The sequence below is a fragment of the Streptomyces sp. NPDC012935 genome (assembly GCF_042900345.1).
Lineage (GTDB): Bacteria > Actinomycetota > Actinomycetes > Streptomycetales > Streptomycetaceae > Streptomyces.
Genome location: NZ_JBIBBC010000003.1, coordinates 62,544 through 75,608, shown reverse-complemented (window position 1 = coordinate 75,608; position 13,065 = coordinate 62,544). Strand labels below are relative to the sequence as shown.

Genomic DNA, 13,065 nt, shown 5'->3' with positions numbered 1-13,065 from the left:
AGCGGACACGCCGTATCTTCACCGCCGTACGACGAGGCCGCGGCCGGCACCCCACCATCGTGGCCTGCCGCGAGGCCCTCCATCGTGCCGTCGGGCCGGCGGCCGTCGTCCCTGAGCCCGGTCAGCCTGCCTGACTCCTCGTAGTCGGGGAGACGAACCCTGGGACCGGACGAAAGCCTGGGCCCTGTCAGGGGACCTCCGGCCCCCGGTACTCGCTCATCGCGTCGATGAGCCAGCGGGCCAGGTAGTCGGCGAACGAGGACCGCGGGAAGAGCCGGTACGTCGGCTCGTCGTCGACCTGCCACAGCAGCACCGCTACCGGCCCCACCGTGGTCGACACCGCCCGGCCGGGGCCGAAGGCTCGAGGGTGCAGGTCCAGCGCGCAGCCCTTCTCCAGCACCTCCCGGGCGCTCGGGCCACTCAGCTCCAGCGTGGTGCGGTTTGCGGAGACGTCCACGACCGAACCGGGGTCCGTTGCGAGTGCCTCCTTCAGTTCGGTGGCCACGGAAGCGCCTTCGGAGAGTACGAGCCACTCGTCGGGACCGAGCCAGGCGATGGTGCGGGCGTCGGAAGCGGTGGTGTGGCCGCACAGTTGGGGGAGTGGTGCCCCCAGGGCCTTCGCCACGCGGTCGGCCGCCCCGGAGGCGGGATCGACGCGCAGGTTCACCATCGAGAGGAACGGCCGCTCGGTCAGCGTGACGCCCCTGGCGCCGGTGACGGTCGCGGCGCACATCCGTTCCTCCAGATGCGCCAGGGGGCTGGTGCGCGATGCCACCGGGCCGGCGCCTGTGTCGGTCGTGGGCTCAGCCATCTCGCTTGGTCCCTTCGGGGTCGTAGAGGACGAAGTCGGTCACCTCGACGGGCACCAGGGCCTCGCCCACGGGGGCGAGCAGGGTCTCGCCGATCCTCGCCCTCCCGTCGGCGACGAGGGCCAGGGCGAACGGGCGGCCGAGGGCCGGGCTGTGGTAGCTGGAGGTGACGTGGCCGAGCATCGGCACGGGCACCCTCTCGAAGGAGACGTCCGGCGCGACGAGCTGGGCGCCCTCGGGCAGCCGGGTCGTGCGGTCGGTCGGCAGCAGGCCGACCAGTTGCTTGCGGTCGGTGCGGGAGGTGTCGGCGCGGGAGTAGGACCGCTTGCCGATGAATTCCTTCTGCTTGGAGACCACCCAGGACATGCCCGCGTCCTGCGGGGTGACGGTGCCGTCGGTGTCCTGGCCGACGATGATGTAGCCCTTCTCGGCGCGCAGGACGTGCATGGTCTCGGTGCCGTACGGGGTGATGTCGTACGGCCGGCCGATCGCGTACACCTCCTCCCAGACCGCCAGGCCGTACCACGCGGAGACGTTGATCTCGTAGGCGAGTTCACCGGAGAAGGAGATCCGGCAGATACGGGCCGGTATGCCGGAGGCCAGCGTGGTCTCACGGAAGGCCATGAAGGGGAACGCCTCGTTCGACAGGTCGACGTCGGGGGCGAGATGGGCGACGACCTCGCGTGACTGCGGCCCCACGACGGCGATCGTCGCCCACTGCTCGGTCACCGAGGTGCAGTGGACGTCGAGTTCGGGCCACTCCGTCTGCAACCACTCCTCCAGCCAGTCCAGGACCCCGGCGGCACCGCCGGTCGTGGTGGTCATGAAGTAGCGGTTGTCGTCGAGGCGCAGGGTCACGCCGTCGTCGAAGATCATGCCGTCGGGCTTGCACATGACCCCGTAGCGGGCCGTCCCGGGCTTCAGCTTCTTGAAGGCGTTCGTGTACATGCGGTTGAGGAACTCGCCGGCGTCCGTGCCCCAGATCTCGATCTTGCCGAGAGTGGAGGCGTCCATGAACGCCACCCCCTCACGGGCCGCCCGGCACTCGCGGGCCACGGCCGTGTCCATGTCCTCGCCGGGCCCGGGGTAGTAACGGGGCCGCTTCCACTGTCCGACGTCCTCGAACACCGCCCCTTGAGCGACATGCCAGGTATGGATGGACGTCATGCGCTCCGGGTCGAACAACTCGCCGCGCTCACGCCCGGCCAGGGCCGCGAATGCGATCGGCGTGTACGGCGCCCGATAGGCCGTGGTGCCGATCTCGCCCAGTGAACCGCCGAGGGCCTCGGCGATCACGCCGATGGCGTTGACGCCGGAGGTCTTGCCCTGGTCGTTCGCCGTGCCGAGCGAGGTGTACCGCTTGACGTGCTCCACGCCGCGCATGCCGGCGCCGGTGGACCGCCAGACGTCCGCGACGGTGACGTCGCGCTGGAGGTCGACGAAGTGCATGTCCCAGGTGGCGGGTTCGCCGTCGGGGGCGGGGACCAGCCACAGTGCGCGCACCGGACCGGGCGCGGATCGCGCAGCGCCGGGCGACGGCACGGGGACCGGGAACCCGGCGTCCGTCGCGGCCCGCGCACCGGCCCGTGCCCCTTCGGCCAGACAGCCGTCGAGGTCGTACGTCCCACGCGCCGCACCCACGACGTGCTGGTCCCGCACGGTCCCGTCAGGGACGAACGCGACCAGCTCCTCGTCCCAGCGCAGCCGGCCCTGACGCTGGCTGTGCAGATGCACCACCGGGCTCCACCCGCCCGAGACGGCGAGCAGGTCGCAGTCGAACGACTCGGCCGCACCGGTGAGTTCGCCGTCCTCGTCGAGGGCCTGCACGGTGACTCCGGTCAGCCGTCCGCCGCCCGCGGCGGACACCACCGCACTGCCCGTCAGCACCCGCACCCCGGTCGCCCCGGCGACCTCGGAGGCCCTGTGGGACAGTTCCGGGCGGGCGTCCACGACGACGGCGACGTCCAGCCCGGCGGCGTGCAGATCGGCGACGGTGTCGTACGCGCTGTCGTTGGTCGTGCTGACGACAGCCCTCGAACCCGGCACCACCGCATACCGGTTGAGGTACGAACGCACTGCCCCGGCGAGCATCACCCCGGGCAGGTCGTTGCCGGCGAACACCAGCGGACGCTCGTGGGCCCCGGTCGCCAGGACGACCTGGCGGGCCCGGATGTGCCACAGCCGCTGACGCGAGACGCCCTCGGACGGGTCGGGGGCATCGGCTCCGAGGTGGTCGGTGCGCCGCTGGAGGGCCAGTACGTAGTTGTCGTCGTACGACCCGAAGGCCGTGGTGCGTTGCAGGACCACGACGTCGGGGGCGGCGCCGAGTGCCGCGCGCACCTCGGCGACCCAGTCGAGGCCGGTCCGGGTGCCGGAGAGCAGCGAACCGCCGGGCTCGGGCTGGTCGTCGAGCAGGATCACGCGGGCGCCGGAGCCGGCGGCAGCGGCGGCGGCCGCGAGTCCGGCCGGTCCGGCGCCGATCACCAGGACGTCGGTGTGGACGTATTTCTTGTCGTACACGGCGGGGTCGGGGGCCGGGTCGAGCCGGCCCATCCCGGAGAGGGTGGTGGCGGAGAGCCCGTCGTACAGCTCCACGGTCGTGGCCGGGAGCATGCCCTCCGAGCACGGACCGTCGATCTGCACCAGGGCGTTGGGCTCCTCCACGCCCGCGGCGACGATGCCGCGCGGGCGGCCGCGGTAGAGCGACGGGGCGACCTCGACAACACCGTTCGCCAGCATCGCGGAGGCGACGGTGTCTCCGGGGTGACCGGTCAGCTCCCGCCCGTCGACGGTGAACCGCAGCACGCGGGCACGGTCGATACGGCCGCCCTGCCGCCGCCGGAATCGCTGGTCGGTCATCGGTCGTTCCCTCCGGCCTGGGGCAGTTCGGGGCGGGGCTCGCCGAGCCGGTAGGAGCTCAGCACCTCGTAGGTGACGGTGTCGCGCAGGACGTTGAACCAGCGCCGGCAACCGGTGCTGTGCATCCACCGCTCGGCGAAGGGTCCCTTGGGGTTGTCCCGGTAGAAGACGTACTCGGCCCACTGCTCGTCGGTGAGGTCGGCCGGCGTCTCGGGGTAGGGGACATGGGCCTGTCCGCCGTAGTGGTACTCGGTCTCGTCGCGGGGGCCGCACCATGGGCAGCTGATCAGCAGCACGGTGACCTTCTCTCAACAGGCTTTCAGTGGGCCACGGCTGCCGCGCCGTGTTCGTCGATCAACGCGCCCGTCGCGAAACGTTCGAGGGCGAAGGGAGCGTTCAGCGGATGCGGTTCGCCCGTGGCGATGGTGTGCGCGAAGGTCCAGCCGGCGGCCGGGGTGGCCTTGAAACCGCCGGTGCCCCAGCCGCAGTTGACGTAGAGGTTCTCGACGGGCGTCGTCCCGATGATCGGGGAGGCGTCCGGGGTGACGTCGACGATGCCGCCCCAGGTCCGCAGCACGTGCGCGCGGGCGAAGACGGGGAACAGTTCCACGGCGGCGGCCATCTGCTGCTCGATGACGTGGAAGGAGCCGCGCTGGCCGTAGCCGTTGTACGAGTCGACCCCCGCGCCCATCACCAGCTCGCCCTTGTGGGCCTGGGACACGTAGACGTGCACGTGGTTCGACATGACGACCGTCGGGTGCACCGGCTCGTGCAGCTCGGAGACCAGCGCCTGCAGCGGGTGTGACTGCACCGGCAGCCGTACGCCCGCCCGCTCGGCCAGCACACTGCTGTGCCCGGCGGACGCGAGACCGACCCGGCCGGCGAGGATGCGGCCCCGGTTGGTCTCGACGCCCACGACCCGCTCGCCGTCCTTGAGGAAGCCGGTGACCTCGCAGCCCTGGATCAGGTCCACGCCCAACTCGTCGGCCCCGCGGGCGAGCGCCCAGGCGACGTGGTCGTGCTTGGCGATACCGGCCCGGGGCTGGAAGGTGCCGCCGAGGACCGGATAGCGGGTGCGGGACGAGACGTTGAGGATGGGGCAGACCTTGGCGACCTCGTCCGGTTCGAGCCACTGGGCGTCGACTCCGTTGAGGCGGTTGGCGTTGACGCGCCGCACGCCCTCGCGGACGTCCTGCAGGGTGTGCGCGAGGTTCAGGACGCCGCGCTGGCTGAACAGGAAGTCGTAGTCCAGCTCCTCCGGGAGGCCCTCCCACAGCTTGAGCGCGTACTCGTAGATCGCCGCGCTCTCGTCCCACAGGTAGTTCGAGCGGATGATCGTGGTGTTGCGCGCCATGTTGCCGCCGGCCAGCCAGCCCTTCTCCAGGACGGCGACGTTGGTGATGCCGTGGTTCTTGGCGAGGTAGTACGCGGTGGCCAGGCCGTGCCCTCCGGCGCCGACGATGACGACGTCGTAGGAGGTGCGCGGCTCGGGGTTGCGCCAGAGGAAGTCCGGGTGCTCCGGCAGCGGCTGGGCGGTCATGCCGCGTCTCCGATCAGGTCGGGATTCCCGGTCAGGTGGGGATAGAGGGGGAACGCGCCGGCGAGCTTCGCGACCCGGTCCCGCAGCAGGCCGGCGCGCTCGTCGCCGAGCTGCTCCGCCATCAGGGCCTGGGCGATGATGTCGGCGGCCTCCCGGAACTCCGTCTCGCCGAAGCCGCGGGTGGCCAGGGCCGGAGTTCCGATCCGCAGCCCCGACGAGATCATCGGCGGGCGCGGGTCGAACGGCACGGCGTTGCGGTTGACGGTGATGCCGATGCGGTGCAGCCGGTCCTCGGCCTGCTTCCCGTCGAGCGCGGAGTTGCGCAGGTCGACGAGGACCAGATGGACCTCGGTGCCGCCGGTCAGCACGGTGATCCCGGCCTCGGCCACGTCATCGGCCAGCAGCCGTCCGGCGAGGATGCGGGCGCCGTCCAGCGTGCGCTGCTGGCGCTCCTTGAACTCCTCGCCCGCCGCCACCTTGAAGGCCACCGCCTTGGCCGCGATGACATGCTCCAGCGGGCCACCCTGCTGGCCCGGGAAGACCGCCGAGTTGATCTTCTTGGCCAGACCGGCACGGCTGAGGATCACCCCGCCGCGCGGGCCGCCGAGGGTCTTGTGCGTGGTGGTCGTGACGACATCGGCGTACGGCACCGGGTTCGGGTGCAGGCCCGCGGCCACCAGGCCGGCGAAGTGCGCCATGTCGACCATGAGGTACGCGCCCACCGCGTCGGCGATCCGCCGGAACGCGGCGAAGTCCAGCCGCCGGGGGTAGGCCGACCAGCCGGCGACGATCATCTTGGGCCGGTGCGCGAGAGCGAGCTGCTCGACCTCGTCCATGTCGACGCGCAGGTCGCACTCGCGCACGTGGTACGGCACGACGTCATACAGCTTGCCGGAGTAGTTGATGCGCATGCCGTGGGTCAGGTGACCGCCGTGCGCCAGGTCGAGGCCGAGGATCGTGTCGCCCGGTTCGAGCAGGGCGAACATCGCTGCCGCGTTGGCCTGGGCGCCGGAGTGCGGCTGCACGTTCGCGGCCTCCGCGCCGAACAGTTCCTTCACGCGGGCGATGGCCAACTGCTCGACGACGTCGACGTGTTCGCAGCCGCCGTAGTAGCGACGGCCCGGGTAGCCCTCGGCGTACTTGTTGGTCAGCACCGAGCCCTGGGCCTCCATGACGGCGGCCGGGGCGAAGTTCTCCGAGGCGATCATCTCCAGGGTGGACTGCTGCCGTCGGAGCTCCGCGTCGACGGCGGCGGCGACATCCGGGTCGAGCTCGCTCAGCGGGAGGGACAGGGGAGAGGTGGACGTGGTGATCGACGGGTTCGCTGCCATCTGTGCACCATCCTGGGAGCCAACTAATGAGCAACTGATATATCAACCTCTGCTGTACGGTATGAGAGCTCGCCGGACAGGTCAAGGGGGCTTTCATGCAGAACGTGGCGACCGCGCCGAGAGGCGAGGAAGTGTCCCTCGCCGAGCGGGCCTACCGCGCCATCCGCGACCGGCTCGTCATGCTCGAGATCCGCCCGGGAGCGCCGATCAACGAGGACCAGCTGGCGCAGTCGCTCGGCGTCGGACGGACGCCGGTGCGAGAGGCGCTCAAGCGGCTCCAGTATGAGCGGCTCATCACGACCTACCCCCGACGCGGCACCTTCGCCACCGACGTCAACATCACCGACCTGGCCCACATCTCCGAAGTGCGCCTGGAACTGGAACCCCTGGCCGCCGCCCAGGCCGCACGCCGTGCGACGGCCGCGGACCGGGCAGTCCTGACGGCCTTGCGGGTGGAGCTGGAGAGCGAGGGGCCGCGGCAGCGCGCCGCCGCCGAACTCATGCACCTGGACCTTCAGGTCCACCGCGCCATCTACGCCGCCACGCACAATCCGTACCTGGAGGACACCCTCGTCCGCCACGACAACCTGGCGACCCGCATCTGGTGCCTGTTCGTCGACCGCCTGTCCGACATGGCCGGCCATGTCGAGGAGCACGGACCGCTGGTCGAGTCGATCGTCGCCGGTGACCCCGACAAGGCGGCCCAGCTCGCCCGCAGCCATGTCGAGGGCTTCGAACGGGCCATCCGCGAGGCCATCTGATCCACGCGGGGCCACCGGTGCATGCGGCGGCACTCGCGCGTCCACGTTCCCGCGCTGCACGACCCCGATCACCTCAAGGCCGCCCCGCGTCAGTCCCGTGACGTGATGATGCTCAACGCATTGGCCGCGACGATGGCGCCGATGCTCGCCCACTCGAGCCCGCCCAGGTCCTGACCCAGACCGATCAGGCCGACCACGGCAGCGAGGACCGGGTTGACGCTCATGAACAGACCGAAGGCCCGGGCCGGGACGTGGCGGAGGGTGAACAGGTCCGCGAGGTACGGCACGGCCGAGGAGAGGAGCCCGGCGGCGACGGCGCAGGCCAGGGCGTCGGCCGTGGGCGGGTGCTGGACGGCGATGACGACGCCGATCGGCAGGAACATCACGGCGGAGATGCCGGACGCGGCGGCCGCGCCCTGGGCTCCGGGGATGCGCCGGCCGACGGTCCGGTTGAGCAGGATGTACGACGCCCAGCAGACGGCCGCCAGCAGGCCCAGGACCAGCCCGACGTAGTCGGTCGAAGGTTGCGGGCGCATGAGGATGACGACACCGGCCGCGGCGATCACCGCGCAGCACACGTCCACGCGGCGGCGCGACGTGGCCAGAGCGATGGTGAGCGGGCCTAGGAACTCCAGCGTCACCGCCAGCCCCAGGCCTACGCGCTCGATCGACGAGTACAGCGAGAGGTTCATGGTGCCGAACACCAGGGCCAGCGCCGCGACCGGCCACCACTGACTCCAGGTGAACGAACGCAGCCTCGGCCTGCTCACGGCCAGCAGGACGGCGGCGGCGACGTACTGGCGCACCGCGACGACACCGACCGGGCCGAGGACCGGGAAGGCGAGGGAGCCGATCGCGGCGCCGGTCTGTGTGGACAGTCCGCTGCCGACCATCGTGGCCACTCCGGCGAGACGTTCGCCGGTCTGCTTGCGGCCATCGAAGGAGAGCGTGGGTATGGGCGCCGGAGCAGGCGCGGACGCAGGAAGGGACGCGGGCGCGGTGGCGGGCGCGGGTGCGGAACGGGTGCGCATGCGCCGATCGTGCGACCACTTGATCTTTGCGCAAAATGCGTCCGCAGAGCCATCTATACGCTTGACTCATGGATCGGGTCACGGATCTGGAGCTGCGGCAGCTGCGCTGCCTTGTCGCGATCGTCGACGAGGGTACGTTCACCGACGCCGCGATCGCCCTCGGTGTCTCCCAGGCGGCCGTCTCCCGCTCGCTGGCCTCGCTCGAACGTGCCCTGGGCGTAAGGCTGTTGCGGCGGACCTCCCGCGAGGTGACCCCGACGGCGACCGGGCTGGGGGTCCTGGCGCACGCCCGACGGGTGCTCGGCGAGGTGGACGACCTGGTCCGGGAGGCCGCCTCCGGGCACGCCCGGCTGCGGATGGGCTACGCCTGGGCGGCGCTCGGCCGGCACACACCGGCCTTCCAGCGCCGCTGGGCCGCCGCCCGCCCCGGCACGGACCTGCAGCTCGTCCGCGCCAACTCGCCCACCGCGGGTCTGGGCGAAGGAGCCTGCGATCTGTCCGTCGTGCGCAGGCCGGTGGACGACCGGCGGTTCGAGACCGCCATCGTCGGACTCGAGCGGCGGCTGTGCGCCGTGGCCGCCGACGATCCGCTGGCCCGGCGCCGCTCGGTCCGGCTGGCCGACCTCTGCGGACGCACCCTGCTCGTCGACCGCCGCACCGGTACCACCACGACCGACCTGTGGCCGCCCGAATCGCGTCCGGCGACCGAGGAGACGCACGACGTCGACGACTGGCTCACCGTGATCTCCACCGGCCGGTGTGTCGGCATGACCGCCGAGGCCACCGCCCACCAGTACCCGCGCCCCGGCGTCGTCTACCGGCCGCTGCGGGACGCCGAACCCATCGCCGTACGGCTGGCCTGGTGGCGCGACGACCCGCATCCCGCAGCTCAGGCTGCGATCGAGTTGCTCACAGCGCTGTACCGCGGCGACTGACGCACGCACGGGCGCGCGGGCGACATCTCGGGGGTGGAGCAGGACACTGGGCGGAGCAGGACACGGGGGCGGGAAGGGCCCTATCCACTTCTCGCGGATCCTGATTGCGCGGTGCACGGCCGTCATCCGCTTCCCCGCGCCGGTCTGGGTCCTTCCCGTCACCTCCAGCACACCATGCGCGCGGCTGATGCGCCAGGGCCCGTCGGCGCACTCGGCGGCGGGAGGCGGAGTGAGGCGGCTTGCGGCGGCGGGAGGCGGCGGTAGCGGTGTCAGGAGGTGACAACGCGAGCCCGGCGGGTACCCATGAGCGGATCCCGCCGGGCGCGGGAGCGCAGTCCACTGGAGGTGAGGGCGCCGTGCGGTTCGCGTTCTGTGACGCCGGTGCACGCGGCCATCCCCCGGATGCCGTATGCGCGCGGCGCTGCCGCACACCCGGCCCTGATGCCGGCCTGCCGCGGCGGGGGTGAGTGATGCACAGTCCCCTCACCCCCGACCGGGCGCGCGAGGCGCTCGCCCCCGCCCTGCGCGACGTGCACGCCGTCGTCTTCGACACCGACGGAGTGATCACCGACTCGGCCCGGGTGCACGCAGCTGCCTGGAAAGTGGCCTTCGACGGTTACCTGCACGCCCACCCGCCCGAGGACCCCGATCAGCGCCGCCCCTTCGACGTGGGGGACGACTATCTGCGTCATGTGGACGGCAGGTCCCGCCTCGACGGCGCCGCGGCCTTCCTCGCCGCACGCGGCATCGACGCCTCGGACGAGACGGTGCGTGCCGTCGCCGAGGACAAGGAACGCCTCTTCACCGAGCGGCTGCGCGAGCACGGCGTCGACGCCTACCCGGGGACCGTACGGCTGGTGCGGGCCCTGCGCGCGGCGGGCGTGCCCCGGGCGGCCGCCTCCGCGTCCCGGCACGCCGGTGAGCTGCTGGAGCGGGCCGGAGTGCTCGACCTGTTCGACGCCCTGGTGGACGGCGGTGAGGCGGCTCGTCTGGGCCTCGCGGGCAAGCCGCAGCCCGACCTGTTCCTGGAGGCGGTCCGCCGGCTCGGCGCCCCCGCCGGTCAGGCCGCCGTCGTCGAGGACGCCCTGGCGGGCGTGGAGGCGGGCCGGCGCGGCGGATTCGCCCTGGTGGTCGGCGTGGACCGGACCGCAGGTGCGCAGACCGGGGCGCGGCTGCTGCGGCACGGCGCCGACATCGTCGTACGGGACCTCGCAGAACTCTGCGCGGGAGGAGCGCCGACGTGATGGACCGGAGCCTGGAAGCCGAGGGAGCTGCCCTGAGCTCGGCGGCCGAGGAAGCAGGGCTGATCTCGGCGGCCGATGGCACGGATCTGGGCTCGCAGATCGACGGAACGGGCTGGAGCTGGGAGTACGAGGGCTACAAGCCCCGTGACGAACGACTGCGGGAATCGCTGTGCACGCTCGGCAACGGCTACTTCGCAAGCCGGGGCGCGCTGCCCGAGTGCGTCGCCGACGACGTGCACTATCCGGGGACGTACGTGGCGGGCATCTACAACCGGCTCACCTCCAAGATCGCGGGCCGCAAGGTCGAGAACGAGGACATGGTCAACGTCCCGAACTGGCTGCCCCTGCGCTTCCGCCTCCCTGACGGGGACTGGATCGTCCCCGACACCGCGGACGTGCTCGACCACCGGCTGATGCTGCACCTGTCCGTGGGGCTGCTGGAACGCCGGACGCGGTACGGCCTCGGCGACGACCGGGTGCTGACGGTGCGCCAGCAGAGGCTGGTGCACATGGCCGACCCCCATCTGGCGGCGCTGCGCACCGAGTTCACGGCCGAGGGATTCTCCGGCCCGCTCGAAGTGGAGGCGGCCCTGGACGGGGGCGTCACCAACTCCGGCGTGGCCCGCTACCGGGACCTCGACGGCCGCCATCTGACGCACATCCACTCCGGCACCGCCGCCCCGGACACGGTCTGGCTGCGCTGCCGCACCCGCACCTCCGACATCCGGATCGGTATCGCCTCCAGGCTGACCACCGACGCCGACGTTGCGGTCACGAGCAGCCACGAACGGCCGTACGCCATCCAGCGGTTGACCATCGACCTGCCCCCTGGCCGCACCGTCACCGTCGACAAGACCGTCGCCCTGCACACCTCCCGCGACCCGGCCATCAGCGACCCGCTCCACGCCGCCGTCGACCGGGTGGGCCGGGCCCCCGGCTTCGACACCCTGGTCGGGTCGCACCTCACCGCCTGGGCCCAGCTCTGGCGGCGCGCCGCGCTCGACATCCCCGGCGAGTCGGGCCGCATCCTGCGGCTGCACCTGTTCCACGTCCTGCAGACGCTCTCCCCGCACACCGCCGACCTCGACGTGGGCGTCCCCGCCCGCGGACTGCACGGCGAGGCCTACCGTGGCCATGTCTTCTGGGACGAGCTGTTCGTGCTGCCCTACCTCAACATGCACTTCCCGGAGGTCTCCCGCGCCCTGCTCCGGCACCGCCACCGGCGCCTCGAACAGGCCTGCACCAGCGCCAGGGCGGCAGGTCACAAGGGCGCGATGTACCCCTGGCAGAGCGGCAGCGACGGCCGTGAGGAGACCCAGCAGCTCCATCTCAACCCGCGCTCGGGACGCTGGCTGCCCGACCACTCCCGGCTCCAGCATCACGTCGGCTCGGCGATCGCGTACAACGTGTGGCAGTACTGCGAGGCGAGCGGCGACATGGAGTTCCTGCACACCAAGGGCGCCGAGATGCTCCTGCAGATCGCACGCTTCTGGGCGGACAAGGCCGTCTACGACGACAGCCTGGGCCGCCATCGCATCAAGGGCGTCGTCGGCCCCGACGAGTACCACGAGGCGTACCCGGACGCGGGCGCACCCGGCCTGGACGACAACGCGTACACCAACGTCACCGCGGCCTGGGTGCTCACCCGCACGCTGGAGCTGCTGGACAGCCTGCCCGAGCCCCGTCGGCGCGAACTCGTCGAACGCACCGGACTGGACGTCGGCGAGCTCGAACGGTGGGACGACGTCTCGCACACCCTCCACGTCCCCTTCCACGACGACGTCATCAGCCAGTTCGCGGGCTACGGCGACCTCGCCGAGCTCGACTGGAACGGCTACCGCGGCCATTACGGCGACATCCGGCGGCTGGACCGGATCCTGGAGGCGGAGGGTGACACCGTCAACCGCTACAAGGCCTCCAAGCAGGCCGACGTGCTGATGCTCGGCTACCTCTTCGCCCCGTCCGAACTGGGCAGTCTGTTCCACCGGTTGGGCGTCCGGCTGGACGAGCACATGTGGCAGCGCACCGTCGACTACTACATGCACCGCACCAGCCACGGCTCCACCCTCAGCGGGCTGGTCCACGGCTGGGTCCTGGCCCGGTGCCGGCGCAGCGAGGCGTGGAAGTTCGTCCAGGAGGCCCTCCAGGGCGACATCGCCGACGTCCAGGGCGGCACCACCGGCGAGGGCATCCACCTCGGCGCCATGGCCGGCACCCTCGACCTCGTACAGCGCGGACTGACCGGCCTGGAGACCCGCGGCGGCGCCCTGTGGCTGGACCCCGTACCGCTGCCAGAGCTGTCCTCCTACGGGTTCCCCCTGCGCTACCAGGGGCACTGGGGTGTACGGCTGCGCCTGGAACGCGGGCTGCTGGAGATCGAGGTCCCGTCCTCCGACGGCTCACCGATCGACGTGCGGCTGCCGGGTCGCGGTGTGTCGCTGCCCCCCGGGGGAACGGGGCGTTTCGTCCTGCCCGACTGACCGGCTCGTCGTCGGCTTCGAATTCGTGACGCCGGCCCGGTGCGGGAAGCGGCCGACGGGGAGAGGCTGGAAGGA

10 protein-coding genes are annotated in these 13,065 nt (G+C 71.7%); 4 read left to right on the top strand and 6 right to left on the bottom strand.

Annotation, left to right across the window (positions count from 1 at the left end):
* Positions 1 to 187 precede the first annotated feature (187 nt).
* From ACFY5C_RS09225 to glyA, 5 genes are read right to left on the bottom strand one after another with little or no spacing between them, the layout of a single operon-like run.
* Positions 188 to 811: a sarcosine oxidase subunit gamma gene (locus ACFY5C_RS09225; protein ID WP_389442377.1), complete on the bottom strand. Its 624-nt coding sequence runs from the start codon at positions 809 to 811 to the stop codon at positions 188 to 190.
* Positions 804 to 3,668, bottom strand: coding sequence for a sarcosine oxidase subunit alpha family protein (locus ACFY5C_RS09220; protein ID WP_389442374.1), 2,865 nt, complete (start codon positions 3,666 to 3,668; stop codon positions 804 to 806). Before ACFY5C_RS09220 ends, ACFY5C_RS09225 begins: the two co-directional genes overlap by 8 nt.
* Complete coding sequence (locus ACFY5C_RS09215; RefSeq protein WP_383597760.1) at positions 3,665 to 3,964, bottom strand: sarcosine oxidase subunit delta; 300 nt, start codon at positions 3,962 to 3,964, stop codon at positions 3,665 to 3,667. The genes ACFY5C_RS09220 and ACFY5C_RS09215 overlap by 4 nt, the downstream gene beginning before the upstream one ends.
* A 23-nt stretch (positions 3,965 to 3,987) precedes the next feature.
* The gene (locus ACFY5C_RS09210; RefSeq protein WP_389442372.1) at positions 3,988 to 5,208 is read right to left on the bottom strand and encodes a sarcosine oxidase subunit beta family protein; all 1,221 of its coding nucleotides are present in this window, start codon (positions 5,206 to 5,208) and stop codon (positions 3,988 to 3,990) included.
* Entirely contained in the window at positions 5,205 to 6,539 is a 1,335-nt protein-coding gene (gene glyA / locus ACFY5C_RS09205) for a serine hydroxymethyltransferase (protein ID WP_389442370.1), read from the bottom strand. The genes ACFY5C_RS09210 and glyA overlap by 4 nt, the downstream gene beginning before the upstream one ends.
* Before the next feature lie 95 nt (positions 6,540 to 6,634).
* Here glyA and ACFY5C_RS09200 point away from each other — a divergent pair, with 95 nt between their 5' ends.
* A complete protein-coding gene (locus tag ACFY5C_RS09200; protein WP_389442368.1) occupies positions 6,635 to 7,300 on the top strand; it encodes a GntR family transcriptional regulator in 666 nt (221 codons plus the stop codon).
* Positions 7,301 to 7,389: 89 nt separating this feature from the next.
* Here ACFY5C_RS09200 and ACFY5C_RS09195 read toward each other — a convergent pair whose 3' ends face one another.
* A complete protein-coding gene (locus ACFY5C_RS09195; RefSeq protein WP_389442366.1) occupies positions 7,390 to 8,331 on the bottom strand; it encodes a DMT family transporter in 942 nt (313 codons plus the stop codon).
* A gap of 68 nt (positions 8,332 to 8,399) precedes the next feature.
* Here ACFY5C_RS09195 and ACFY5C_RS09190 point away from each other — a divergent pair, with 68 nt between their 5' ends.
* The 3 genes from ACFY5C_RS09190 to ACFY5C_RS09180 all read left to right on the top strand — a co-directional run bounded on the left by ACFY5C_RS09190 (position 8,400) and on the right by ACFY5C_RS09180 (position 12,990).
* Positions 8,400 to 9,266 (top strand): LysR family transcriptional regulator, encoded by an 867-nt coding sequence (locus ACFY5C_RS09190; protein WP_389442364.1) that lies wholly within the window; start codon positions 8,400 to 8,402, stop codon positions 9,264 to 9,266.
* 470 nt (positions 9,267 to 9,736) lie between these two features.
* The gene (locus ACFY5C_RS09185) at positions 9,737 to 10,510 is read left to right on the top strand and encodes an HAD family hydrolase (RefSeq protein ID WP_389442362.1); all 774 of its coding nucleotides are present in this window, start codon (positions 9,737 to 9,739) and stop codon (positions 10,508 to 10,510) included.
* Positions 10,510 to 12,990 (top strand): glycoside hydrolase family 65 protein, encoded by a 2,481-nt coding sequence (locus ACFY5C_RS09180; protein WP_389443361.1) that lies wholly within the window; start codon positions 10,510 to 10,512, stop codon positions 12,988 to 12,990. The genes ACFY5C_RS09185 and ACFY5C_RS09180 overlap by 1 nt, the downstream gene beginning before the upstream one ends.
* Positions 12,991 to 13,065 lie beyond the last annotated feature (75 nt).